General features: G+C 69.2%; 20 protein-coding genes. 6 read left to right on the top strand and 14 right to left on the bottom strand.

Annotated elements, in window-relative coordinates:
• Positions 1-325: 325 nt before the first annotated feature.
• From hisH to AB0I43_RS40605, 5 genes are all read right to left on the bottom strand, one after another.
• Entirely contained in the window at positions 326-955 is a 630-nt protein-coding gene (hisH, locus tag AB0I43_RS40625; protein WP_356981428.1) for an imidazole glycerol phosphate synthase subunit HisH, read from the bottom strand.
• The gene (gene hisB, locus AB0I43_RS40620; protein ID WP_356981427.1) at positions 952-1,584 is read right to left on the bottom strand and encodes an imidazoleglycerol-phosphate dehydratase HisB; all 633 of its coding nucleotides are present in this window, start codon (positions 1,582-1,584) and stop codon (positions 952-954) included. Before hisB ends, hisH begins: the two co-directional genes overlap by 4 nt.
• Complete coding sequence (locus tag AB0I43_RS40615) at positions 1,581-2,714, bottom strand: histidinol-phosphate transaminase (protein ID WP_357434261.1); 1,134 nt, start codon at positions 2,712-2,714, stop codon at positions 1,581-1,583. The genes hisB and AB0I43_RS40615 overlap by 4 nt, the downstream gene beginning before the upstream one ends.
• The gene (gene hisD / locus AB0I43_RS40610; protein ID WP_357434259.1) at positions 2,711-4,048 is read right to left on the bottom strand and encodes a histidinol dehydrogenase; all 1,338 of its coding nucleotides are present in this window, start codon (positions 4,046-4,048) and stop codon (positions 2,711-2,713) included. Before hisD ends, AB0I43_RS40615 begins: the two co-directional genes overlap by 4 nt.
• 140 nt (positions 4,049-4,188) lie before the next feature.
• Positions 4,189-4,614: a hypothetical protein gene (locus AB0I43_RS40605; RefSeq protein ID WP_356981424.1), complete on the bottom strand. Its 426-nt coding sequence runs from the start codon at positions 4,612-4,614 to the stop codon at positions 4,189-4,191.
• 166 nt (positions 4,615-4,780) lie between these two features.
• On the opposite strand from AB0I43_RS40605, the gene AB0I43_RS40600 reads away from it, so the two are divergent.
• Positions 4,781-5,365 (top strand): TerD family protein, encoded by a 585-nt coding sequence (locus AB0I43_RS40600; RefSeq protein WP_356981423.1) that lies wholly within the window; start codon positions 4,781-4,783, stop codon positions 5,363-5,365.
• A gap of 4 nt (positions 5,366-5,369) precedes the next feature.
• Here AB0I43_RS40600 and AB0I43_RS40595 read toward each other — a convergent pair whose 3' ends face one another.
• The 5 genes from AB0I43_RS40595 to AB0I43_RS40575 form a co-directional block, all read right to left on the bottom strand.
• Complete coding sequence (locus AB0I43_RS40595) at positions 5,370-5,969, bottom strand: maleylpyruvate isomerase family mycothiol-dependent enzyme (RefSeq protein WP_356981422.1); 600 nt, start codon at positions 5,967-5,969, stop codon at positions 5,370-5,372.
• 35 nt (positions 5,970-6,004) lie between these two features.
• Entirely contained in the window at positions 6,005-7,606 is a 1,602-nt protein-coding gene (locus tag AB0I43_RS40590) for a protein kinase (RefSeq protein WP_357434257.1), read from the bottom strand.
• A gap of 115 nt (positions 7,607-7,721) precedes the next feature.
• On the bottom strand, positions 7,722-9,458 hold the full coding sequence (locus tag AB0I43_RS40585) for a penicillin-binding transpeptidase domain-containing protein (protein WP_357434255.1): 1,737 nt from the start codon (positions 9,456-9,458) through the stop codon (positions 7,722-7,724).
• A 55-nt stretch (positions 9,459-9,513) separates the two neighbouring features.
• On the bottom strand, positions 9,514-10,374 hold the full coding sequence (locus AB0I43_RS40580; RefSeq protein WP_357434253.1) for an arylamine N-acetyltransferase: 861 nt from the start codon (positions 10,372-10,374) through the stop codon (positions 9,514-9,516).
• Between the two features lie 64 nt (positions 10,375-10,438).
• Positions 10,439-11,419 (bottom strand): prolyl oligopeptidase family serine peptidase, encoded by a 981-nt coding sequence (locus tag AB0I43_RS40575; protein WP_357434251.1) that lies wholly within the window; start codon positions 11,417-11,419, stop codon positions 10,439-10,441.
• 134 nt (positions 11,420-11,553) lie between these two features.
• Here AB0I43_RS40575 and AB0I43_RS40570 point away from each other — a divergent pair, with 134 nt between their 5' ends.
• From AB0I43_RS40570 to AB0I43_RS40560, 3 genes are all read left to right on the top strand, one after another.
• Positions 11,554-12,048, top strand: a complete 495-nt coding sequence (locus AB0I43_RS40570) for a tellurite resistance TerB family protein (protein ID WP_356981431.1) — start codon at positions 11,554-11,556, stop codon at positions 12,046-12,048.
• 17 nt (positions 12,049-12,065) lie between these two features.
• A complete protein-coding gene (locus AB0I43_RS40565) occupies positions 12,066-13,244 on the top strand; it encodes a winged helix DNA-binding domain-containing protein (RefSeq protein ID WP_357434249.1) in 1,179 nt (392 codons plus the stop codon).
• 114 nt (positions 13,245-13,358) lie between these two features.
• Positions 13,359-15,152 carry a TerD family protein gene (locus AB0I43_RS40560; RefSeq protein ID WP_357434247.1) on the top strand — a complete coding sequence of 598 codons (1,794 nt, stop codon included), beginning with the start codon at positions 13,359-13,361 and terminating at the stop codon, positions 15,150-15,152.
• Here AB0I43_RS40560 and nadC read toward each other — a convergent pair whose 3' ends face one another.
• From nadC to nadA, 3 genes are read right to left on the bottom strand one after another with little or no spacing between them, the layout of a single operon-like run.
• Positions 15,153-16,013 (bottom strand): carboxylating nicotinate-nucleotide diphosphorylase, encoded by an 861-nt coding sequence (gene nadC, locus AB0I43_RS40555; protein WP_357434245.1) that lies wholly within the window; start codon positions 16,011-16,013, stop codon positions 15,153-15,155.
• Positions 16,014-16,042: 29 nt separating this feature from the next.
• Positions 16,043-17,683, bottom strand: coding sequence for an L-aspartate oxidase (locus tag AB0I43_RS40550; protein WP_357434243.1), 1,641 nt, complete (start codon positions 17,681-17,683; stop codon positions 16,043-16,045).
• Between the two features lie 44 nt (positions 17,684-17,727).
• Complete coding sequence (nadA, locus tag AB0I43_RS40545; RefSeq protein ID WP_357434241.1) at positions 17,728-18,771, bottom strand: quinolinate synthase NadA; 1,044 nt, start codon at positions 18,769-18,771, stop codon at positions 17,728-17,730.
• A 115-nt stretch (positions 18,772-18,886) separates the two neighbouring features.
• On the opposite strand from nadA, the gene AB0I43_RS40540 reads away from it, so the two are divergent.
• Positions 18,887-19,633, top strand: coding sequence for an NUDIX domain-containing protein (locus AB0I43_RS40540; protein ID WP_357434239.1), 747 nt, complete (start codon positions 18,887-18,889; stop codon positions 19,631-19,633).
• Between the two features lie 82 nt (positions 19,634-19,715).
• Positions 19,716-20,672: an Rpn family recombination-promoting nuclease/putative transposase gene (locus AB0I43_RS40535; RefSeq protein WP_357434237.1), complete on the top strand. Its 957-nt coding sequence runs from the start codon at positions 19,716-19,718 to the stop codon at positions 20,670-20,672.
• Between the two features lie 15 nt (positions 20,673-20,687).
• On the opposite strand, the gene AB0I43_RS40530 is transcribed toward AB0I43_RS40535, so the two are convergent.
• Positions 20,688-24,467 carry a hypothetical protein gene (locus tag AB0I43_RS40530; RefSeq protein WP_357434235.1) on the bottom strand — a complete coding sequence of 1,260 codons (3,780 nt, stop codon included), beginning with the start codon at positions 24,465-24,467 and terminating at the stop codon, positions 20,688-20,690.
• Positions 24,468-24,566: the final 99 nt, after the last annotated feature.

The following is a 24,566-nucleotide window of genomic DNA, read 5'->3' as shown; positions in this document are numbered from 1 at the left end:
ATCCCAACCGGGGGGTATGAAATGGCTGGCACCAATAAATTATTGGCACTGACATTCATCGACACACTATTGAGTTCTCAAAGAACACACGCACACACATCCGACCGCGATTAACTCGGGGGCTTCTGTGAGGCAGGGTTCAAAGCTTAGCTGATCCAGCCGCGATAACAAAATCGGACTTTGCGAACCAACCGGATGGTCAGGCGCTCCTCGTCCTACCTCGTTTCCCAGGCCGTTAGGCTCCGGGTCGGTGTCCGTGTCGCTCTGACTCGAATAAAGTTACGTAGCCGAGAGAAAATTGTCAAATCGCCTGGCCAGAGCGATTTTACAGAGAATTGATCCAGTTCCGGAGCAACTGCGCGCCCGCATCACCGGATTTCTCCGGATGGAACTGCGTCGCCGACAACGGACCGTTCTCGACCGCGGCGAGGAACGGCACCCCGTGCTCGGCCCAGGTCAGTTTCGGTGCGGCGAAGTGCTCGCTCGCCGGGAGATCCCAGGTCTGCGCGGCGTAGCTGTGCACGAAGTAGAACCGGGTACCGGCGTCCATGCCCTCGAACAGCACACTGCCGGCGGGCGCCGACACCGTGTTCCAGCCCATGTGCGGCAGCACCGGAGCCGACAACCGCTCCACGACCCCCGGCCACTCGGCACACCCCTCCGTCTCCACACCGAACTCGACGCCGCGCTCGAACAGGATCTGCATTCCGACGCAGATGCCGAGCACCGGCCGACCGCCGGCCAGCCGCTGACCGATGATGCGTTCACCGCGCACCGCGCGCAGGCCGGCCATGCACGCCTCGAACGCGCCGACCCCGGGAACCACCAAACCATCAGCGGCCAAAGCGATTTCCGGATCATGGGTGACCTCGACCCGCGCGCCCGCGCGGACCAGTGCGCGCTCGGCGGAGTGCAGATTGCCGGAGCCGTAATCCAGCAGCGCGACCGACTTCACAGCGTCCCCTTGGTGGACGGGACGCCGCTCACCCGCGGGTCGTATTCCACGGCCGCGCGCAACGCCCGCGCCACCGCCTTGAACTCGGCCTCGGTGATGTGGTGCTGATCGCGGCCGTAGAGCACGCGCACGTGCAGCGCGATCCGCGCGTTCAACGCGATCGACTCGAAGACGTGCCGGTTGATCACCGTCGAATACGACGCTCCCGCACCGAGACTCGGGATGATCGCGTGCAGCATGTGCTCGGGCTCCCCCGTGTGCACGCAGTAGGGCCGCCCGGAGACGTCCACGACCGCCTGGGCCAGCGTCTCGTCCATCGGGATGTAGGAATCACCGAAGCGGCGGATGCCCTTCTTGTCGCCGAGGGCCTGCGCGAGTGCCTGCCCGATGACGATCGCGGTGTCCTCGACGGTGTGGTGCGCCTCGATCTCGATATCACCCTTGGCCTGCACGGTCAGATCGAAGCTGCCGTGCTGGCCGAACGCGGTGAGCATGTGGTCGTAGAACGGCACGCCGGTGGAGATGTCGGTCTTGCCGCTGCCGTCGAGGTTCAACTCGACGACGATGCTGGATTCCCGGGTGGTGCGTTCCACCCGTGCGATTCGGTCCATTCTCGCTTCCGTGGTCATGGCGCGGTCAACTCCTCGGATACCAGCTTCGCGCTGACGCGCAACAGTTCGTCGTTCTCGGCGGCCAGCCCGATGGTGGTGCGCAGGTAGCCGGGGATGCCGACATCGCGGATGAGCACGCCTTCGTCGAGGAAGCGCTGCCAGGCGCGGGGGGCGTCGGCGAAGCGGCCGAACAGGATGAAGTTGGCGTCGCTCGGCACCACCTCGTAGCCCAGTTCGCGCAGGGCCGCCGCGACCCGGTCGCGCTGAGCGGCGAGTTCGGCGACGCTGCCCAGGGTTTCGTCGGCGTGCCGCAGTGCGGCACGCGCGGCGGCCTGGGTGACAACCGACAGGTGATACGGCAGCCGGACCAGCAACAACGCGTCGATCACCGCGGGTGCCGCGGCCAGGTAGCCCAGGCGCCCGCCCGCGAAGGCGAAGGCCTTCGACATCGTGCGCGTGACCACGATCTTGGCCGGGTAGCGATCGATGAGGGTGATCGCGCTCGGCACGTCGGAGAACTCGGCGTAGGCCTCGTCCACCACCACGATGCCCGGTGCGGCCTCGAGGAGGCGCTCGAGATCGGCGAGCGGGATGCTGTGCCCGGTCGGATTGTTGGGGCTGGTCACGAAGACCACGTCGGGCCGGCGCTCGGCGATCTGGGCGACCGCGTAGTCGACGTCGAGCGAGAAGTCGGCGCTGCGCTCGGCCTCGACCCATTCGGTGTCGATGCTCTCCGAGATGATCGGGTGCATCGAATACGACGGCACGAACCCGAGTGCGCTGCGGCCGGGCCCGCCGAAGGCTTGCAGCAGCTGCTGCAGGATCTCGTTGGAGCCGTTGGCCGCCCACACGTTCGCGACGTCGAGCGTGACCTCCGTCTGCCGGGTGAGGTAGGCGGCCAGATCCGCGCGCAGCGCGACCGCGTCGCGGTCGGGGTAGCGGTGCAGGTCGGCGGCGGCCGCGCGCACGGCTTCGGCGACGTCGTCGACCAGGGCCCGGCTCGGCGGGTGCGGGTTCTCGTTGGTGTTGAGCTGCACGGGGACGGTCAATTGCGGTGCGCCGTAAGGCTTCTTGCCGCGCAGGTTGGCGCGCAGCGGTAGATCCGCCAGGCTCGCGGCGGAGCCGGGCGCGACGATGCCCGCGCTCATGACAGCGCCTCGAAACGCGCCGTGACGGCTTGGCCGTGGGCGGGCAGATCTTCGGCCTCGGCCAGCGCGACCACGTGCCCGGCGACATCGCGCAGCGCCGCCTCGGTGTACTCGACGACGTGGATGCCGCGCAGGAAGGTCTGCACGCTCAGGCCCGAGGAGTGCCGGGCGCAGCCGGCGGTCGGGAGCACGTGATTGGAGCCCGCGCAGTAATCGCCCAGGCTGACCGGCGCGTACGCGCCGACGAAGATCGCGCCCGCGGAGCGCACGCGCGCCGCGACGGCCGCGGCGTCGGCGGTCTGGATCTCCAGGTGCTCGGCGGCGTAGGCGTCGACCACGCGCAGGCCCTGGGTGATGTCGTCGACGAGCACCGTGCCGGACTGCTTGCCGGACAGCGCCTCGCGCACCCGCTCGGCGTGCTTGACCACCGCGAGCTGTGCCGTCAGCGCGGCGTCGACCGCGTCGGCCAGGGCGGCGCTGTCGGTGACCAGCACGCTGGCGGCGAGCACGTCGTGCTCGGCCTGGCTGATCAGATCGGCCGCGACGTGCACCGGGTCGGCGGTGGCGTCGGCGAGGATCGCGATCTCGGTGGGGCCCGCTTCGGCATCGATGCCGACCAGCCCGCGGCAGAGCCGCTTGGCGGCGGTGACATAGATATTGCCGGGGCCGGTGATCATGTCGACCGGCTCGAGCTGCGCGCCGTCGGTGTCGACGCCGCCGTAGGACAGCAGCGCGACGGCCTGCGCACCGCCGACCGCCCACACCTCCTCGACGCCGAGCAGCCGCGCCGCGGCGAGGATGGTCGGGTGCGGCAGCCCGCCGAACTGGGCCTGCGGCGGCGAGGCGACGACCAGGGATTCGACCCCGGCGGCCTGCGCGGGCACCACATTCATGACGACGCTCGACGGGTAGACGGCATTGCCACCCGGCACATACAGCCCGACCCGCTCGACCGGCACCCAGCGCTCGGTGACGGTGCCGCCGGGCACCACCTGCGTGGTCTTGTCGGCGCGGCGCTGATCGGCGTGCACCTTGCGGGTGCGCTCGATCGCGACTTCCAGCGCGGTGCGCACGGCCGGATCCAGCTCGGTGAGCGCCCGCTCCAGCTCGGCGGCCGGGACCCGCACCGACGCGGGGGCCACGCCGTCGAACTTCTGGCTGTACTCCTGTGCCGCCTCGACACCCCGGTCGCGGATCGCCTCCACCACCGGCCGCACATGATGCAGCACCGAGTCGACGTCGACTCCTCCGCGCGGCAGCGCGGTGCGCAGCTCGGCAGCGGAAGGAGTGCGACCGCGCAGATCGACGCGGGCGAGCTCGATGCGGGATGTCATATCGGTGTGCTGTCCTGTCCGGTGGCTCGGGAAACTTTCTCGGTCGCCCACCAGCCTAATGGGCCGCACCACCGGATATCCGCACCGGTCAGCCGCGGCACCACGGGTGGCACCGCGGCTGTGACCTGCGTCTCAGGCTCTCAGCCGACCCGGGTGTAGACCAGATCGAAGTCGTGTTCCCACTCCACGCCGTCCTCGGACTTCTCCCACGTGCCCTGGATCTGCTTGCCATCCGGCTGCACGACCGCGTGGAAGCGCTGATGGAAACCGGGCGCCTCGCGCCAGACCCGCCAGGAGCCGGCGGCGTCGAACGTCATCCGATAGACGCGTGAGACGCCGCGCACATCGTGGTGCAGCACCGTGAGCACCAGATCGTCCTCGTCGACGCCGATGATCCAGGTGCCGCTGGGGCCCGGCTCGGGCACGGTGTCGCGGAGCATCAGATAGCCGCCCTCCTCGAGCCAGGTGATGGAGGTGTGACCTTTGGGGCCGGGAAACTGGGGGCTGTCGAGCTCCCACTCTCCGGCCAGGACATTGAGCGGTTCCAGCGCAGCATTCGGTGCCATGGCTCCATTGTCGGCGGAGATCGCCTCCGACACACGAACATCGGCCGCGGCGGCGCGCGGTTCGGTGATTCGCCAGCGCTGGACCGGTGTTCGGCGCGCAGGTGAACGGGCGGTAATGAAAACAGCACGCTCTTTTCGGTTTCCGAAATCCCGCTAGTCTGAACGCATGATCACGCTCAAGAAAGAAGACGGCGCTGCGGATCTCGCCGGAATCACCAAACTCAGTGTCGGAGTGAGCTGGGATCCCTCCGCCGGCAGCAGCGGCGGCATCCTGGGTCTGGCCAAGCGCAAGCGCGGCGTCGACCTGGACTTGATCGCCATCCTCATGCAGGGCAGCGAGCCGGTGCGTTTCGCGGGCCTGGATTCACTCGACCCGCTGGGCAACGGCGCCGTGCAGCACTCCGGCGACGAGCAGACCGGCGCGGCCGCGGGCGACGACGAGACCGTGCACGTGACCTTCTCCGATGTGCCCGGCGGCATCGACGCGATCATCTTCGTCGCGGCGGCCTTCAAGAAGGGCACCTCCTTCGAGAAGGCCAACAACATCTCGTTCAAGGTCTACGACGCCAGCGGCGGCAGCAGCCAGCAGGTCGCCGACATCTGGCCGTCGCTGCTGGGCACCGACAACGCCAACGCCGTGGCCCGCACCTTCCGCAACGGCAACACCTGGCAGCTGGAAGTGCTGAACCGCAAGGGCAAGATCAAGCAGGGCGACAAGCAGGCGCTGCTGCGCTTCGCGATGGGTTCCTGACGCGTCAGGAACAGCGGCGGCGCAGTTCGGCCACGCCGTCGCCGTCGAGTTCGCCGAGGACGACCGGGCGCCCGCCGACGGCCAGGACCAAGGCCTCGCCCGGTCCCCGGACCTCCGGGCCGCGGCCCCGCGCCCAGTCCAGATCGGTGGCGACGAACCGCAAGCCGTGGGTGCGTTTCCAGGGGAACGCGAACGGATCCGGATTGTCGAGCACCAGTGTCAGCCGTTCCGCCGGGATGGTGCGGGGGCGGCCCAGCGGGCGCCGGATGTCCTGCTGGTGCACCAGCGTGTCGGCGAGCGCCAGGACGGGGCTGTAGCGCGAGAGCGCACTGCCCGCCTCGAGTTTGTCCACCAGTTGCTCGGTTGTGAGCGCGCGCGCCTTGCGCACCAGATACCCGTTCACCTTGTCGACGGAGAATCCGTTGCGGGCCAGGACCGCTCCGTAGGTCAGCGGCCCGATGTCGTCCCACAGCAGATGCCCGACCACGTCACGCACGCGCCAGCCCGCACACAACGAGGGCGATTCCCACTCCGCCTCGGTCAGCGTGCGTAGCAGCGTGACCAGTTCCAGGCGCTCCGACGCCAGCAGTTCCCGCATACCCATGCCGGAACAGTAACCGCCGACGGGTATTTCGAGAATCAGACGTCGGTGCGGGTCTCCCCGTCGATGAGCAGCCGACCGCCGCTCGAGACGACGTGCACGACCACCGGGCTGGTCTCCCCGTTCACGGTGACGCGCGCGATCCGCATGTCCACCGAGCCGTCCGGGTAGTTGGAGCCCTCACCCTTGATATCCGCGAAGGACTGCACGACTCGGCTGCTCCAGTACTGCCTGAAGGCCTGCTCGCCGCCGTAGAGCTTCTGCGCGGCCGGGGTCAGCAGCGACCAGGAGCCGCCCGGATTGTCGTAGAAGTTCTCCAGCATGGCTCCGGCGGCCACGATGTCGACCTTGCCCGAGCTCGGCGTCTTGCCGGCCTCCGGCACCGCCGCGGACGTGGTGCCCGCGCGGGTGCTGGTGGTCGGCGACTTCGCCTGCGCCGAGGGCGTGTTCCCGTCCGAGGAGTTGAACGCGCTGAAGGAGATGCCGATCACCGCGATGACGGCGCCGATGGCCGCGCCGATCAGGACCGCGCGCCGCTTCGCGCCGGACTTGCCGCGCGGGGCGGGGCGCTGATGGGCCGCCGTCCGCGGGTGCGCCGCGGTGTCGGGGTGGCTGTTGCGCGGAGGCGGCGGCAGCGGACGCGCGTGCCGTTCGGTCCGGTGCGGGGGCGGCGGACCGGCGGGGCGCAGCGATCGGGTCGCGGCGGTGTCGTCCGCGCCCACCTGGCGGCGCGCGTAAGCCTCACTGGCGGGGACGAATCCGGCGGGCGCCTGGTTCGACCCGTTGTCGGCGAGCGCGGCCAGTTCGTCGTACGCCTCGCGCATGGTCGGCCGGTCGCGCGGGTCGGGGCTGAGCAGATCGAGCAGCAGATCGGTCGCGGGGCCCGCGTTGCGCGGTTCGCTGACCTGGCCGTTGGCGGCCGCGTAGAGCACTGCTAGCGGATTGGCGTTGGCGCCGTAGGGCGGTTCGGCCTCGAGCGCGTGGAACAGCGTGGCGCCCAGGGCGAAGACGTCGGAGGCGGGCGTCGGGTCGGCGCCGCGCGCCATCTCCGGCGCGAGATAGGCGGCGGTGCCGCAGATCAGGCCGGTCTCGGTGAGCGTGGCGTCGCCGGCGGCGCGGGAGATGCCGAAGTCGGTGATCTTCACCGTGCCGTGGTCGTCGAGCAGCACGTTGCCCGGCTTCACGTCGCGGTGCACGATGCCGGCCTGGTGCGCGGCGATCAGCGCCGAGGCGACCTGCTCGCCGACGCGGGCCACCTGCTGCAACGGCAGCGGGCCCTGCGCGGCGATGACCGCGGCCAGGCTGTTGGACTTCATGTATTCCATGACCAGGCACGGATCGCCGTTGTGCTCGGTGATGTCGAACACCACGATGGCGTTGGGGTGCTGGAACCTGGCGGCGTTGCGGGCTTCGCGGAAGGCACGCTGGCGCACCACATCCCGCTCGGCCTCGGGCAGGCTCGGCTTGATGTGGATCTGCTTGACCGCCACCGAGCGCTGGAGGCGTTCGTCGACGGCACGCCAAACCACGCCTGTGCCGCCGCTACCAATCCGCTCGACCAGGCGGTAATGCTCCGCGATCAACTGACCGGTATCGATGGCGCCTACTCCGAACCTTCTCGAAATCGTGACATGCCGCATATTGACCAGGCATGCGTTCCGCCGACGAGTGTAGCGGGAGCCCGATGATTGCTCCGCCTCAGGATAGGAATAAATTCCGCCCAGATCGGGCCGAATCCCGTCGCCGCAGGTGGACCTAACCTCGCGCGCGCAACATCCGGCCCGCGGCGTCGACCGCCGGGCCCGAACTGTCCGCGTCGGCGACGAACACGGCGAAGGCGAGATCGCCGTCGATGCCGACGAACCAGCCGTGCGCATGGGTGTTGTCGCCGTACTCGGCGGTGCCCGTTTTGCCCAGCAGACCTCGGATATCGCGCAGCTGGGTGGCGGTTCCGGCGGCGACGGTTTCGCGCATCATCGCTTTGATCTGGTCCGGGATCGGCCCGGGCAGGGCCGGCGGGGTCTTGTCTGCCACACCCGGCTTGCCTTGGACCAGAACGGGATTGGGCACCGAGCCGCGCGCGATCGAGGCCGCCACCAGCGCCATGCCGAACGGCGACGCCGTCACCTCACCCTGGCCGATGCCGGCTTCCACGCGCTGCGCGGGCGAGGCCGCGGGCGGCACCTTTCCGGTCACGGTGGTCAGTCCGGGTGTGACGTAATCCACACCGAGGCCGAGCTCGGCGGCCGCGTCGGTGAGGCCGTTCGGCCCCAGTTTCACCCCGAGCGCCCCCATGGTGGTGTTGCAGGACCGGGCGAAGGCGGTGTGCAGCGGCACCTGGCCGAGGTCGAAGTTCTCGTCGTTGGGAATGCGGCGACCCTCGATGTTTGCCGAGCCGGGGCAGGGCAGCACCGAATCGGGCGTGACGTCGCCCGCCTGCAGCGCGGCGGAGACCGTGACCGTCTTGAAGGTGGAGCCCGGCGGGTAGAGGCCGGTGAGCGCGATCGGGCCCTGCCCGTCCCCCGCCGCGTTCTGCGCCACGGCCAGCACGTTGCCGGTGGACGGCTGCAACGCGACGATCGCGGCCGGGGTGGGCAACGGCCGCAGCGCGTCCTCGGCGGCGTTCTGCAGATCGATGTCCAGGGTGGTGCGCAGGTCCGGAGTGGGTTTCGCGTCGGGACCGGCAAGGCGTTCGGTGCCGGTGGGCGTCTTGGCGCGCACCGCCCAGCCCTGGGCGGCCTCGGCGTCCTGCTGCCACAGCTCGGCCAGTCCGGCCAGGGTGGGCGCGGCCTGGGCCTTGTCGACCGTCAGCAGCCGAGTCTGATCGGAGAGCGACACGCCGCGGGCCGCGGCGAGCACGGCGCGAATCGGGTCGATGTCGGCCGACCGCAGGGTGATCGCGGTGATCGGTTTGCCTTGCGCGGCGGCCAGTTCGGAATCCAGCGAGGCCGCGGTGATGCCCGAGTTCGTCGGCGCGAGCGCCGCCGCGATCGCCGCCGTGTCGGCGCCCGGGGCGACCCCGACGACCGTGACGATCTGCTGGGTCATCAGGTCACCGCCGGTGGAGTCGAGCACCCGGGCAGGCTTGGCCGCGACGCTGGAGTAGCTCAGCGGACCGGCGGTCAGGCCAGGTGCGAGGGTCGCCGGATCCCAGGCGATCTTCCAGCCGTCGTTGTCCGAGGCGGTGCCCTTGGTGGTGTACGTCCACTCGTTCTTGCCGAACGTCCAGGTCGCGCGCAACGTGAAAGCGTTCTCCTCGACCGATTCGACCTGGTATTTCACCTCTTTGCCGAGACCGTCGTAGAGCTGGTTCAGCGTCGCGGCGGCCTTGGCCGGATCGTCGGTGAGCGCGGCGGCCGCGGCGACGTCGTCACTGTTGAGGGCATCGACGAGCTGACCGGCGACCGTGTCGGGCTGGTCGGGCGCGGAACTGCACCCGGCTAGCGCGAGCGCCAGGGCCGCGGACCAGACGGTGATCTTGTGAGTGCGCACCCTCGCGACTGTAACCGCCGGTTTCGACGACGCTGGTCAAGCGCGACGCGAGAGTTCAGCGCCGCCAACGGGCCTCGGACAGCAGCGCGGCGTCGGCCGCGTCCAACTCGATGTCGAACACCTCGGCGAGCACCTCGGTCAGTTCGGCGGGTTCCAGCTCCCGCACCTCGCTGCTGCCGTCCGGGCGTTCGGTGATCAGGGTGGTGCCGTCGATCACGTGGTGCGCGTCGGGGTGGAAGCGCTGAACGAACGGCCGCGCGGTGAACGGCGAGTTCGGGGAGGTCGAGACGAAATGATTGCCCACCCGGTAGTCGATGCGGTACTGCGGATCGAGGGTGAAGGTGTACCGATCCACCCAGCCGTCCCGCCCGAACTGGTGCAGCACCCACAGTTCGTCACCCAGTTCGCCGCGGGTGCGTTCCAGGCGGAATCGCCAGTGCCCGGCGCTGAATTCGGCGGGGCTGTCGATCAGTTCGAGCGCGCGCAGCGGCCCGGCGCCGAAGCCGACGTCGACGAGCCAGACTCGATCGTCCTCGGCGGTGGTGACCCGCAGCAGCGCGTGCGTGGCCGGGCGTAGCCCCTCGGCTCCCATCGTGACCCGGCCGCTGAGCCCCGTGAACCCGAAGCCGAGGCGTTCCAGCGCCGCCGCGAACAGTATTACGTTCTCGTAGCAGTAGCCGCCGCGCCGCCGGCGGATCAGCTTGTCCTGCAGGGTCTCCAGGTCGAGCGGGATGCCGCGCCCCAGGATGATCTCCAGGTTCTCGAACGGGATCGAGGTGGTGTGCCGTTCGACCAGCCGGTGCAGGGTGTGCACGGTGGGCGCGCGGTCACCGTCGAATCCGATGCGCGCGAGGTAGGCGTCCAGATCCAGTTCTGCGCCCGCCCAGTGGTAGGACGGGTCGGTCGGCTTCGGCACTGCTACCTCGCTTCGTCGGTCGGTCGGTCGAACCTGACAACCCCGGTGGCCGGGGAACTGTTCCTCACGCGGCGCATTTGGCGTCGGGTGGTGCCACGGGGGCGCTGTGCACGCCCTGGGCGATATCGATGACGTAGTCCTGGTCCGGGCCGGACACCGGTTCGGTCGTGGTCAGCAGCCGTTCCACGACACAGCCGCCTTCGAAGAACGCCGGGCCGATGCTGTGATCGCCCGGCGCCACCCGCCCGTCGAGATCCCGGCCGGACACCACGGTGTACATCGAGACCGGCGTGCCCGCCCGCCGCAGCGCGTCGCGCAGTTCGGTACTGGCCCCGAACGGGATCACGGCATCCGCGGTCCCGTGCACCAGGAAGGCCCGCCGCACGTCCAGGCGCTCGGCCAGCAATGCCGGTGAACGCTCGTAGTAGGCCTGCGGGCAAACGATCGGTGAGCAGCCGCCCGCGTCGCGCTCGATCTGGCGGCGCAGGTGCGGTGCGATCTTCGGCGCGTCCAGCCACATCGTGAAATCGTCTGCGGGACCGTAATTGTCGACCCAGTAGTCGAACAGGCCGCGCGGTCCGTGCGCGATGGCCAGCCCGCTGGTGATGCCGCCCTGACTCCACCCCCACAGCACGGTGCGCTCGATCCGATACCGCGTGCGATACCACTCGGTGGCGGCCACGACGTCGCGCCAGCCCGCCCACAGATTCCATTCGCCGGTCTTCCACGCACCGGTGGCGTTGCGCAGATCCATGGCCAGCAACGGCGTCGCCGTCCGGCGGGCGATCGAACTCAGATAGTCCGCGAAGTCCGCCGCCGAACCACCGTGCCCGTGCACCGCCACCACCAGATCGCGCGGCGCCAGGTCACCGGGCGCACAGCGATACGGCTGATAGACCCGCCCGGTCGCGTGCTCGCCGTCCACCGTCACACCGACCGGGACGATCTCGACGCGCACCGGGCACGCGGGTTGCGCCGCGCTCGGCGCGACCGGCCCGAACCCGAGCAGGGCCGCCGCCAGCAGCAAGCCGATCGCATGTCGCATGCCCCGAATAATGCCAGGTCATCACCGTAAAACCCGGCCGGGAACGGCGGCGGGTCCCAATTCGATTGCGGGCACGCACAACTCGGCCGCGGTCTGCTAGCGTGCGGACGTCGACCAACCGGGGAGCTGCTGCCATGGCCTTCTTGAACAAGATCATTTCCAATGCGCACACGTTCAGCCGGCTGATGGATGTGGTGGATAAGGCGCCGCAGTGGCGCAAGCAGTTGCTGGCCAAGAAGAACGATTTGCGCGGCGGTTCGTTCCGTGACGCCGCCATGGGCATGTGCGCGCTCGTGTCCGCGGCCGACGGAAGCATCGACCAGAACGAGCGGATGCGGGTGGCCGGGTTGCTGGGCAGCGATCCGGTGCTGCAGAACTTCCCCGCCGACGATCTGCGCGCGCTGTTCGACGACAACTGCCAGCGCATCACCGCCGACCCGGCCTTCGGGCGCGCGCACGTGCTGCAGCAGATCGCCAAGGCCGCGGGCAAGCCGACCGAGGCGGAGGCGGTCGTGCAGATCGGCATCATGATCGGCAACGCGGACGGCAATTTCGACGCGGCCGAGGTGGCGGCGGTGCGCGAGGCCTGCCAGACACTGCGCCTCGACCCGGCACGGTTCGGACTGTAACCGCTACTGTTTCGCCTATGCGTTCGATTGATACCGCGCAGCGGCGGGCCCGGCTGGGCGTACGGCACCGACTGGCCTACGCGCACCGGAGCAACGAGGTGGCCGCGATCGCCCGGTCCATGGTGGTGCTGCACGCCACCGACCCGGCCACGGTGTACTTGTCGGCCGGCGCGCGGAGCTTCGAGCTGACGCCCGCCGACGTGGAACGGGCGCTCTACGAGGAGCGCTCCCTGCTGCGCATGCTCGCCATGCGCCGCACGATGTTCGTCGCACCCACGGAACTCGTTCCCGCCCTGCAGGCTTCGTGCGCCGACGCACTCGCCCACAAGCAGCGCCGCACCTACGGCAAGTACCTCGCGGAGGCCGGCGCCATCGACGGCGATGTCGGCGCCTGGCTCGCCGAGGTCGAGGAGGAGACCCACCGGGCGGTGCTCGCCGCCGGCGCGGCCACCGGCGCACAACTCGGCAAGGCGGTGCCCCGCCTGCGCACCCAGGTGCACCTCACCCCGGAGAAGTCGTACTCCAAGCCGACCAACATCACCACCTGGGTGCTGGTGACCCTCGGCGCGGAGGGCCGGATCGTGCGCGGCCGCCCCAACGGCAGCTGGGCCAGCAGCCAATACACCTGGGCGCCGATCGAATCCTGGCTGCCCGCGGGCGTTCCCGAGCTGCCGATCGAGCTCGCCCGCGCCGAACTGGTCCGCAAGTGGCTGCACACTTTCGGCCCCGCCCCCGTCACCGATCTCAAGTGGTGGACCGGCTGGAACCTCGGTGACGTGCGAAAGACACTGGCCCAGTTGGACATCGCCGAAGTCGACCTCGACGGCGGCACCGGCATCATGCTGGCCGACGATCTCGACCCGGTCCCCGCCCCCACGCCCTGGGCCGCTTTCCTGCCCGCCCTCGACCCCACCCCCATGGGCTGGCAGTCCCGCGACTGGTACCTCGGCCCGCACGCCCCCGCCCTGTTCGACCGCAACGGCAACATCGGCCCGACCATCTGGCTCGACGGTCGCATCGCCGGCGGGTGGGCTCAGCGCAAAGACGGCGAAATCGTCTACCGTCTCCTGGAAGACGTCGGCTCCGACGCGCACGCTCTCATCGAAGCCGAAGTCGTCCGCACCACCGGGTGGTTCGGTGACGTTCGCGCCATCCCCCGCTTCCGCACTCCGCTGGAGCGCGAACTCACCGCATGAAACCCGTCCGGCACGAACAGCGTTGCGCCCGAATGATTTACCGACCGGTCGGACGGAATTGACACCTGTTGGAGTTGCTGCAACATTCGCCGACTCCCCGCCGATCACCTGGCCGTGCGAGCAAATACGACTGCGCTTCCGGAAACCTTCGAGGCGGGTTTCAGCGCCTACACCATCGTCGACGTGGAGACGTCCGGGCTCCGGGCCGCCGAGCATCGAGTCCTGTCGGTGGCCGCACTGACCTTGGACGCGGACGGCCGGGTGGCCAGTGAGTTCCACACGCTCCTGGATCCGGGATGCGATCCCGGGCCGGTGCACATCCACGGGCTGACCGCCGAGATCCTGCGCGGCTCACCGCGATTCGAGCATGTCCACGAAGCACTGTCGGGGCTGCTGGCCGGGCGGGTGATGGTCGCGCACAACGCGCAATTCGACTACGGATTCCTGGCCAACGAGTTCGGCCGGAGCGGCCTCGAGCTTCCGGTGAGCCGTCGGCTCTGCACCCTTGCCCTCGCGCGGCGGGTCGCGCCACCCACGCCGAACTGCACACTCGACACCCTCGCCACCTACTACGGTGTGCCGCGCGCCAAAGCCCACGACGCGCTGGACGACACCCGGGTGCTGGCCGGTGTGCTGCGTGCACTCGTCGCCGACGCCGCGCGGCTCGGCGTCGCGCCGCCCCTGTTGGACTGCCCGCCGAAGGAAACCTATCAGAGCGCGCGGGGCCTGCCGGCCGGGCGCACCGGCCCGAAGCCGCCCTGCGTGTTCGTGTATCCGGGCCGGTGCGAACCCGGCGGCGTCCTGGTGCAGGGCATGAAGGTCGCGTTCACCGGCGACACAGCGACCGATCGTCCCGAGTTGATTTCGCGCGCCGAGGCGGCCGGGCTCGAAGTCACCGGCGCGGTGAGCGGCCGCACAAGCCTGCTGGTCACCAATAGGCCCGACGGGCCGACGGGCAAGGCGCGCAAGGCCGCCGAGGTCGGCACCCCCGTCGTGTCCGAGGACAGCTTCCTGCGAATGCTCGACAGTGTCGCGCCCGGCAGGCGCAAAGGCGAGCAGGCACCGGTCGCGGCGACTCAGGTGCGCGCGGCGAGCCGACCGGTGCCGCGCACCGGACCGCTCGCGGGGCGGCGGGTGCTGGTCGTCGGCGGTACGCACGATCAGGCCGCAAACGCGCGCGCACGTATTGTCGAACTCGGCGGCTCGGCGGCGGTGAACATGTCCGCCGGGGTCACCGATGTGCTGGCCCTGCCCGGCGGCACTCTCGACCGGCGTTGCGAAAAGGCCGCCGAGATGGGGATTCCGATCCACGGCAACGGATTGCTGGAGGCGGTGGCCCCGCTCGAATCCGCGCCGACGCCGGTCCCGGCGATTCCGGACCCGGTTTCGCTCGCCCGAGGTCAAGTGATCGACCTGCCGGTCGCCGAACACGGGACGACCTGGACCATCCGGGCATCGTGGGTACAGCACGGCGAGTGGGCAGTCGATCTGGTCGCGTTCCTGGTCGACGGCGACGAATCGGTCGCGAGTGACAGCGACTTCGTCTTCTACAACCAACCCGAGTCGCCCGGCGCGCGATTGACCATCGACGGACCCGCGGAACAGTCCATGGCCGTGCGGCTGGACGGATTGCCGGGACACTGCCGCCGGATCGTGCTGGCCGCGTCGCTGGACGGCGCCGGTGTCACCTTCGGCGATGTCGGCGCCCTCGAACTGGAGATCGCGCCGGGAGCCGACGCGTCCGTGGTCGCCCGCGCGACGTTGGACGCGGCCACCGAGGAACGCACGCTGGTGCTGGCGGAACTGTATCTGCGCAACGACAACTGGCGCCTGCGTGCGGTGGGGCAGGGCTACCCCACCGATCTCGCCGCGCTGGCCCGGGTCTACGGGGTGGACGTCGACGACTAGCTACATGTCCAGGCCGAGGTCCAGCACCCGCACCGAGTGGGTCAGGGCGCCCACGGCGAGGTAGTCGACGCCGGTGCCGGCGTAGTCGGCGGCGGAGTCGAGGGTGAGCCCGCCGGAGGATTCGAGTTTCGTCCCGGGCGCGACGGCATTGCGGCGTTGCACGGCGGCCTGCGTCTGCCACAGCGGAAAGTTGTCCAGCAGAACGAGTTCCACGTTCTCGGCGAGCACCGCGTCCAGCTGCTGCAGGCTGTCCACCTCGACTTCGCAGGCGATGTCGGGGGCCAGTTCGCGGACCGCGCGCAGCGCGGCGGTGACCGAGCCCGCGGCGACCACGTGGTTGTCCTTGATCAGCGCTTCGTCGCCGAGCCCCATGCGATGGTTGACGCCACCGCCGACCCGGACCGCGTACTTCTGCAGCGCGCGCATTCCCGGCAAGGTCTTGCGACTGTCGCGGATCTTGCAGCCGGTGCCCTCGACCGCGTCGACCCACGCCGCGGTGGCGGTGGCGATGCCGGACAGATGGCAGACCAGGTTGAGCATGGTGCGCTCGGCGGTGAGCAGGCCGCGGGTGGGCGCGACCAGACCGAGCACGGACTGCCCCGGCTCGATCCGGGTTCCGTCCGGAACCCGTTCGGTGACTTCGTAATTCCCGGCCCCGATCACCTCGTCGAGGACGAGCAGGCCGACGTCGAGTCCGGCGAGTGTGCCCGGCTGCCGGGTCGCCACGGCGGCCTTGACCACGGCATCGGCCGGCACGGTGGCCATGGTGGTGACGTCGGGGCCGTAGCGCAGGTCCTCGTCCAGCGCGGTGCGGATCAGCGCGAGGACTTCGTCGCGGTTCAGGGCGGGGTCGAGAGCCATCAGCTCACTCCTTGTCGACGGTGCGGCGGTCACGGGCGGATCAGGGCCAGCCCGGCGGGCACGATAGGGGCCTCGAGGTCCGGGTGGCCGTCGGGGTCCAGGCTGATCGGGATGCTGTGGCGCAGCGCCTCCACCGGCTCCGGATGATCGGATCTGGTGTGGCAGCCCCGGCTTTCGGTGCGGGCCGCGGCGGCGAGCAGGAGCACGCGGGCGGTGAGGGTGAGCGCGCCGTCCTCGAGTTCGGCAATGCGCTGGGCCGCAAGTTCCTTCGGGTCGGTGTGCACCGAGGGCCGGTTGCCGTTGGCGACCCGGCTCGACATATTGCGCAGCACCGCCCGCTCCAGGCGCTTGGACGCGTCGGCCAATCCGTCGTGATCGCGCACGACGGCGGCGTGGCTGGTCATCACCTGTTGCAGCGCCGCGCGATCGACCCGGGGCATCGCGTACGAATGCATATCGTCGACACCGCGTTTCGCCTCGAGGCGCTCGGAGGCGGCGATCCCGACGCGCTCACCCACCACCAGGCCCTCCAGCAGACTGTTGGAGGCCAACCGGTTTGCGCCGTGCAAGCCGGTGCGCGCCGCCTCCCCGGCGGCGTAGAGCCCGGGCACGCCGGTGCGGCCGTGCGTGTCGGTGACGATGCCGCCGCACTGATAGTGCGCGGCCGGGGCGACCGGGATCAGCTGGGCGCGTGGATCGATGCCCGCCGCCAGGCAGGACGCGGTGATCGTCGGAAAGCGCTGCGCGAAACCGTCGATGGCGCGACCGTCGAGGAAGACATGGTCGGTGCCCAGAGCCCGCATGCGCGCGGCGATGGCGCGGGACACCACATCGCGCGGCGCGAGATCACCGCGCGCGTGCACCCCCGCCGTCACCGAATTACCTTCGGAATCGACCAGGGTCGCGCCCTCACCGCGCACCGCCTCGCTGATCAGCGGCCGCCGGCCGAGCCCGCCCGGGGTGTAGAGCACGGTCGGATGGAATTGCACGAACTCCAGATCGGCCACCGCCGCGCCGGCCCGCAACGCCAGCGCGATGCCGTCGGCGGTCGCGCCCGGCGGGTTGGTGCTGAGCGCGTACAACTGGCCGAGGCCGCCGGTGGCGAGCAGCACCGCGGGGGCGTGCACGACACCGAAGCCCTGCTCCGACACCGCGAGCACGCCGCGCACACCGGTCGGCCCGGTCACGACATCGCACGCCGCCGCGCCGAACAGCACCGGCAGTCCGGCCGCGTTCAACGCCCGCTGCACCTCCGCCCCGGTGGCGTCGCCGCCGGCGTGGATGATGCGCCGGGTGCTGTGCCCGCCCTCTCGCGTGCGCGAGATCTCGCCGTCCCGGCCGAGATCGAAGACCGCGCCGAGATCGGTCAGCGCGGCCACCGCCTCCTGCCCGCCTTCGACGATGGAGCGGGTGGCGTCCAGGTCGACCAGACCGGCGCCCGCCTCCACCGTGTCGCGCACGTGGGATTCCACCGAATCCTCCTGCGGGGCAACCACGGCGATGCCGCCCTGCGCGTACTGGGTGGCGGTGTCGGTGGGCCCGCCCTTGCTGAGGATGAGCACCCGCAGACCCCGCAGTGAGGCGGTGCGCGCCGCGGTGAGACCGGCGACGCCGCCGCCGATCACCACCAGATCGGCTTCGGCTTCCCAGCCGATTGATACCGAGGTCATCGACCCCTGCCTTCCAGCCAATCCCGTCCAGGACGGGAGCAGTGCTACTCGCCCCCGCCGGGGTTGCCGATCTCGATCATCCGCTGCACCGAATTCCGGCCCAGCGCGGCCATTTCCGGATCGACGTGCACCTCGTCGGCGCCCTCCACCAGGCAGCGCAGCAGCGCGGCCGGGGTGATCATCTTCATGTAGGGGCAGGAGGCGCGGTCGTTGACGGCCTGGAAGTCGATGCCGGGCGCGGCTTTACGCAGCTGGTGCAGCATGCCGACCTCGGTGGCCACCAGGACCTGGCTCGACTTGGCCTGCTTGGCCGCGTCGATCATGCCGCCGGTGGACAGGATGTGCACCCGGTCGGCCGGGAAGGACCCCTCCCCCGCCAGGTACAACGCCGAAGTGGCGCAACCACATTCGGGGTGCACGAACAGCTCGGCGTCCGGGTGCGTGCGCGCCTGCTCGGTGAGCTCCTCACCGTTGATGCCCGCGTGCACGTGGCATTCACCGGCCCAGATGTGCATGTTCTCGCGGCCGGTCACACGCTTGACGTGCGCGCCCAGGAACTGGTCCGGCAGGAACAGCACCTCGCGCTCCGGGTCGATGGAGGCGACCACGTCGACCGCGTTGGACGAGGTGCAGCAGATGTCGGTGAGCGCCTTGACCTCGGCGGTGGTGTTCACATAGGACACCACCATCGCGTTCGGGAACTCGGCCTTCCAGGCGCGCAGTTCCGCGGCGGAGATGGAGTCGGCCAGCGAACAGCCGGCGCGCTGGTCCGGGATCAGCACGGTCTTGGCCGGGCTGAGGATCTTGGCCGTCTCGGCCATGAAGTGCACGCCACAGAACACGATCGTGTCTTCCGGCGCCTCGGCCGCGATGCGGGACAGTGCCAGCGAGTCGCCCACGTGGTCGGCGACGTCCTGGATCTCGGGCAGCTGGTAGTTGTGCGCCAGGATCGTGGCGTTGCGCTCGCGGGCCAGACGCTTCACCTCCCGCGCCCACTCCGGTGTGCCGTCGACGCCGGTGTAGCCCGACGGCCCGTCGAACACCTGCCCCATCAGCGGAGGCGCCGTGAACGCACCCGTGCTCGCCATGATGGCTCCCTTCCTGCGGCAACCGCGTCACCATCGACGGGCTCGCCCTTGTGTCGCGCGGTCGGCCTCCTTGCCGATTCGCACCAAACCAGGTTTTCGACTTACAATCGAAAACGTGGCCCATAGTAGCACCATCCACGAAACGCTCACCGCGGTGTTCCAGGTTCGCCCCGTCCCCGCGAGCATCGCCGCAGGTCCAGGCATCGAGGCCCCGCCGAGAAGGTGGCCGCCCGACCAAAAGCACGAACTTTCGGTCTTACTCTGGGAGCGCGCGCTGGACCCACAGAAGGGCACCTGGTCACTGCCCGGCGGCCGCCTGCGCGACGACGAGGATCTCGACACCTCCGCCGCCCGCCAACTCGCGGAGAAGGTCGACGTGCGCGAGCTGGCCCACCTGGAACAGGTGTGGGTCTTCAGCGACCCGCACCGCGTGCCCGGCCCCCGCCGCATCGCCTCCGCCTACCTCGGACTCGTCCCGCTCACCGCCGACCCGCGCCTGCCCCCGGACACCGCCTGGCACCCCGTCTCCGCCCTGCCCGCGATGTCCTTCGACCACGGCACCGTCGTCTCACACGCCCGCACCCGCCTGGCCGCCAAACTCTCCTACACCAACATCGCCTTCGGCCTGGCCCCCGAGCGTTTCACCATGTCCACCCTGCGCGAAATCTACTGCGCCGCACTCGGTTACGACGTCGACACCACCAACCTCCAGCGCGTCCTCACCCGCCGCAAGGTGATCACCCCCACCGGCGCCACCGCCGCCCCCGGCCGCGCCGGCGGCCGCCCCGCCGCCCTCTACCGCTACACCGACTCCGAGATCCGCGTCACCGACGAATTCGCCGCCCTCCGCCCACCCGGCTGACCCTCGACTCGCCCGGCAGCAACTTCCTGGCTGCGCCGAAACCTGGTGTGTCGCCGCTTTTTCAGGGGTACCTTGCGCGATCATGGCCACCCCGCCGACCAACCCCCACGACGCCTACTTCCGTCAGGTCATGTCGCGTCCCGCCGACGCCGCCGGAGAACTGCGCGCCATCCTGCCGAAAGCGGTAGCGGCACGCCTGGATTGGAATGCGCTCGAACTCCAGCCGTGCAGTTTCGTCTCTCAGCAACTGCACTCGCGCTACAGCGACGCCCTGTTCCGCACGCGGCTGGAAGACCACGAGGCCTACATCTACTGTCTGATCGAGCACCAGAGCCGGCCCGACCGGATGATGGCCAAACGGATGTCCGGCTACGTCGACCGGATCTGGGACCGATACCTCGGCCAGCACCCGGACAGCGAAACCTTGCCGTTGGTGATACCCGTCGTCGTGCACGCCAGCCCGGATGGTCGCCACTGGAATACGCCTACCCAGCTGTCCGACCTTCTCGATGTCGACCACGACACCCGGGTAGCCCTCGCCGACTACCTGCCCAGATTCGGTTTCCTCCTCGACGACCTCACCACCGTGGACATCGCCGAACTGTCCGCGCGGAAACTGACGGAACCGGCCTTCGTGTTGCTCAGCCTCCTGAAGATCGTCCCGGGCAACCACCACCTGGACGTCGATCTCCTTCCCCTCGCCGAACACCTGCGAGAGTTGCTCGGCAGCGATGAGCTCGAAGCCCCGATCACGTACATTCTTACTGTCGGCGAGACCAGCGTGCCTGCTCTCGCACCACTCATCGACCAGCTCGGCCCGCGCGCGAAGGAGGTCCTCATGACTACCGGTGAACAGCTGCGCGCCGAGGGCGAAGCGCGTGGGCAGGCTCGTATCCTGCTAAAACAGTTGGCTCTGAAGTTCGGCACACTGCCGGTCTCCCTCGAGAGCACCATTCGCATCGCGGACACCGGGCACCTGGAACTCTGGGCGGCGCGGCTGATCACCGCGGAAACGCTCGACGAGGTCTTCGGCAGCTGATCGACCTGGGCTGCCCTATTCACAGGGTGGCGCATAGGGCAGCTGCGGCAGGTGGACTTTCCAGATCTGCGGCGTCAAGACGGCTCGGGTGACGTCGCAGATGCGAGATTTCGATTCCTGGGGATCCAGGGTCCACCGCTGCGCCTCGCCTCCGGCGCCGATACCGAACAGGTGTTTACCGTCGGGATGATATTCCGCCGGCGTCGATGCTTTCCCTCCTGGATAGGCGACCGCCGGGTGGCGCAGCGACCTGGGGGCGTCAGGATTCGAGAAGTCCCAGATTCGCACCGAGGCGATACTTCCGGTCACCAGTGTGCGGCCGTCAGCGCTGAAGGACATCGAGGTGATCATCGCTGTGTGCCCTGCCAAAGGGTCCCCCACCGCCTTGGGATCGTCCGGATCGCTGACGTCCCAGACCCGGAGAGATTGATCGTCGGTAGCGGTGACGAGGGTTTCGCCGTTCGGGGACCACACCAGGTCCAGACCTGATTCCGCTTGTCCGGCAGATATCCGACCTCGCCGCACGGGCTGGTCCGGCCGGGAAAGGTCCCATATCACCACCGATTCGCGCATGCGTCCGGTCACGAGGAACCTGCCGGTCGGGTCGAATGCCAGATCGAAAACGTAGTCGGCTGCTTCCGACAGCGCGCCGCCTACCGGCTGCGGATGCTCAGGATCCGACACATCCCACAGCTGAACGATTTCCCGCCCGCGAAAACTCTCCGGGGTGCCTTTCCAGCCGCCGGTGACGAGGTACTTCGAATCGGGACTGAACAGCGCGGTTGTCAGCGCTCCCGTTCGTTCCTTGGGAAGCTCGCCGATTTTGCGAGGGCTCGCGGAGTCCGAGATGTCCCAGATATCGGTGGGTCCTGCCGACTTGCCGACGACCACGGTCCGGCCGTTCGGGCTCGAGGCCGCCTGCACGAAGCGTGTGGAACCGAGGGCGGCGTAGCCGATTCGATGGGCGGCGTTCGGATCGGAGACCCGCCACACTTCGAGCGCCTCTTCGGATAGTGCGACCATCACCGCACCGGCGGCGTCGATCATCGGCGGAGACGACCAGCGGGGAGTGCCCGGCAGCCCGGTGGCCGGAAGTGACCAGATCCGCAGCAGCCCGTCCTGTCCGCCGGTCACCAGGGATTCACCGTCCGGAGCGATCTCGACCGCGGTGATCAAACCGGCGGTGCCCGCCAGCACTCCGCCCTGTGGGCGCACGTTGTCAGAGTCCGAGATATTCATCAGGGCCATCACGCCGCGATCGGATTCAGCGGCGAGTAGCCGGCCATCGCGGCTGACGACCATCTCCTCGCCGACCGTACCCATTCCGAGTTCCAGCGCTCGGCCGATGGGCTTCGGCGCACCGGGGTCCTGTATATCCCAGCGTTGGATGGTGTCCGCCGCGGTCAGCACTGTCCTACCGTCACCGGCGAAGGCGACGGAGGCTGCCCCGTCGGCCAGCTGGCCGCGCGGTAGCGCCGCGAGTCGCGGATCACCGACGGACCATACGGTCACCGCGTACTCGGCGGCGGTGACGATAGTCCGGAGATCCGGGCTGAACGCGACACTGTGCGGAGAACCGGCGCTCGGACGCGCGAGAATCGGGGTGCCGACCACAACGGGATGGGCCGGATTCGTGGTGTCCCAGTAGGTGACTCCACCAGCGGCGTTGGATGTAGCGAGCATCGAACTGTCATGCGCGAACGCGACGACAACCGGGTAGCCGGTGGGCAGTGGCGTGCCAAGAGGCCGAACTGCGGCTGGATCCCGTACATCCCACAACCGCACGGTATCGTCGGATCCCGCCGACGCGAGAATGGTGCCGTCAGAGCTGAACGCGACGTCCTGCACCATTTCGGCGTGTCCGGTCAGCGGCTTGCCCACGGCAAAGGGATTACGCCGATCCGACACATCCCAGAGCCGCACCGTGCCATCGTGCCCGGCGGTGGCGACCAGTCGGCCATCCGGTGAGTAGGTGGCGTCATCGATGAATCCGGAATGACCGGCCAACGGGCTGGCCAAGGCCATGTTCTGTGTATTCGCCAGCCGCGCATCGACTTCGGGATCCCCAGGTCGCAGTTTGTCGGCGACGAGAACCAGTTGGGCGGACAGGGAAGGATCGATGGTCTCCAAGCGGTCGGACTCGGCGAGCACCGCGTTGAAAATCGCATTGTCCCGCTGCTTCTCGACATTGCCGTTCTGCACGAACGCCACGCCGGCGAGGGCGAGGGCGAGGACCGTCAACAATGCCAGCGACGACCGCAGCAGTGTCGACCGCCGCTCGGCGCGCCGGCGAGCAGTCTGCGAGGCCGCCAGAAAGTCTTCGACGACCGGCCCGACGCTGCCGTTGTCGGCATGCTCCTGCATGGTGGTCAGCCGGGCGCCGCGGTACAGCAGCGATGAATCACGCCCGCTGGCAATCCAGTCCGTCGCATCGGTCTGCAACCGCTGGCGTTCCAGGTATCCGACCCGGTCTTCATCGATCCACCCGCGCAATCGTGGCCACGCGTCGAGAACGATCTCGTGGGTCAGGTAGGCCGAATCCGAATCGAGGGTGACGAGCCGGGTGCGTGCGAGTGCGTCGAGCGCGGTCTCGGCCGCTTCGACTGTGCGGCTGATCAATTCGTCCCGGCTCACCTTGCGGCGGGTATCGCGGGCGTCCTCGCCGACAGTCACCAGCCCCAGCAGGACCTGTTTGCCGATGGCCTGCTGGAATTCGGTGAGCTCGCTCCACGCCTTCTCCGCGGTCGCCGCCACCGATCCCATCACGCCGCCGGCGTCTCGATAGCCGTCGATCGTGAGCCGGGTGCCGTCCCGCCGCTGCCACACCGCTTCCATCACGTGCGAGACGAGCGGTAGGGCTCCCGGGTCATAGCCTTGCCGTTCCCCACCGAGACCACACAGTTCCGTGATGATCAGTTCTTCCAGACCGGATTCCAACCGGTACCCGGCCAGCTCCGCGGGCTTGCTGATCGCCTCGGCCAACTCGTCGAGCAGCATGGGCCCGAGCAGGAAGCTGCGATGCTTCAGCGCGTCGGCCATGACTGGGATGTCGAGGCAACGCGCGTAGAAATCCGCGCGCAAAGCGAGAACGACTGCGGCGGGCTCGGTTTCGTCCCGGATCGACAGGTGCGCCAGCGCGTCGAGGAACTCCCTGCGGCGCTGCGGATCCGAGCACATCGTGAACAGCTCTTCGAACTGGTCGACAACCAGCAACCGTCGGCTCGGCCCCCAATCATCCAGCGCACTCACCGGCTCGAGCGCGGAGGCCGATTCCGCCCCCACCGCCTTCAGCAGCGCTCGCACCGGGTCCGTGCCCGGCGTCATCGTGGCGATCGCCCACTCCTCGGCCGGATCCGCAAGTGCGGGAATCAGACCGGCGGCCAGCAGCGAGGATTTGCCGGCGCCGGACGCGCCGACCACGACGACCATGCCGCCTGCCCCACTCACGGAACCCTGGACCAGATCGACGAGTTCCTGAGTGACCCGGGCACGACCGAAGAAGACATCGGCGTCGTCGTGCCCATACGCGGCCAGCCCCAGGTAAGGGCAGATCCCTTCTGCCGCACCCGAATCCGGGTCCCACTCGTTGGACGCTGTCCACAGCCGCTGCCATTCCCGGGCGTCCAGCAGCGCTGGCGCCACGGGCACACTGGACTTCCGTGCCTCATCGATGAGCGTAAGCACTACGGGCAGAAAGGTTTCGAACTTGGCGGGGACATTGCGCCCCGCCTTCCAGTCACTGATGCGCTGAATCGATACGGTCCCCTTCTGCCCCGCCGCCCGTGCGGCTCGCATCCGCGCTTCGGCCGCGACCGCGACCCGCCGCAGGGTCGGATTGCCGGCAGCCTCGAACAGCGCGGCGAATCGCTGGGAGAAGACGGTGCGCGGCGATGG

This window comes from Nocardia sp. NPDC050435 (assembly GCF_040655395.1).
Taxonomy (GTDB): domain Bacteria; phylum Actinomycetota; class Actinomycetes; order Mycobacteriales; family Mycobacteriaceae; genus Nocardia.
This window is presented reverse-complemented; position numbering and strand designations above follow the sequence as displayed.

Excerpts from the sequence above, each read along its gene's own strand:
- AB0I43_RS40615 (WP_357434261.1), bottom strand. The coding sequence starts at position 2,714 with ATGAGCGCGGGCATCGTCGCGCCCGGCTCCGCCGCGAGCCTGGCGGAT.
- AB0I43_RS40565 (WP_357434249.1), top strand. The coding sequence starts at position 12,066 with ATGCGTTCGATTGATACCGCGCAGCGGCGGGCCCGGCTGGGCGTACGG.
- AB0I43_RS40595 (WP_356981422.1), bottom strand. The coding sequence starts at position 5,969 with ATGGGTATGCGGGAACTGCTGGCGTCGGAGCGCCTGGAACTGGTCACG.
- AB0I43_RS40600 (WP_356981423.1), top strand. The coding sequence starts at position 4,781 with ATGATCACGCTCAAGAAAGAAGACGGCGCTGCGGATCTCGCCGGAATC.
- AB0I43_RS40590 (WP_357434257.1), bottom strand. The coding sequence starts at position 7,606 with ATGCGGCATGTCACGATTTCGAGAAGGTTCGGAGTAGGCGCCATCGAT.
- AB0I43_RS40535 (WP_357434237.1), top strand. The coding sequence starts at position 19,716 with ATGGCCACCCCGCCGACCAACCCCCACGACGCCTACTTCCGTCAGGTC.
- AB0I43_RS40530 (WP_357434235.1), bottom strand. The coding sequence starts at position 24,467 with ATGCGAGCCGCACGGGCGGCGGGGCAGAAGGGGACCGTATCGATTCAG.
- hisD (WP_357434259.1), bottom strand. The coding sequence starts at position 4,048 with ATGACATCCCGCATCGAGCTCGCCCGCGTCGATCTGCGCGGTCGCACT.
- AB0I43_RS40550 (WP_357434243.1), bottom strand. The coding sequence starts at position 17,683 with ATGACCTCGGTATCAATCGGCTGGGAAGCCGAAGCCGATCTGGTGGTG.
- AB0I43_RS40570 (WP_356981431.1), top strand. The coding sequence starts at position 11,554 with ATGGCCTTCTTGAACAAGATCATTTCCAATGCGCACACGTTCAGCCGG.
- AB0I43_RS40575 (WP_357434251.1), bottom strand. The coding sequence starts at position 11,419 with ATGCGACATGCGATCGGCTTGCTGCTGGCGGCGGCCCTGCTCGGGTTC.
- nadC (WP_357434245.1), bottom strand. The coding sequence starts at position 16,013 with ATGGCTCTCGACCCCGCCCTGAACCGCGACGAAGTCCTCGCGCTGATC.
- nadA (WP_357434241.1), bottom strand. The coding sequence starts at position 18,771 with ATGGCGAGCACGGGTGCGTTCACGGCGCCTCCGCTGATGGGGCAGGTG.
- hisB (WP_356981427.1), bottom strand. The coding sequence starts at position 1,584 with ATGACCACGGAAGCGAGAATGGACCGAATCGCACGGGTGGAACGCACC.
- AB0I43_RS40605 (WP_356981424.1), bottom strand. The coding sequence starts at position 4,614 with ATGGCACCGAATGCTGCGCTGGAACCGCTCAATGTCCTGGCCGGAGAG.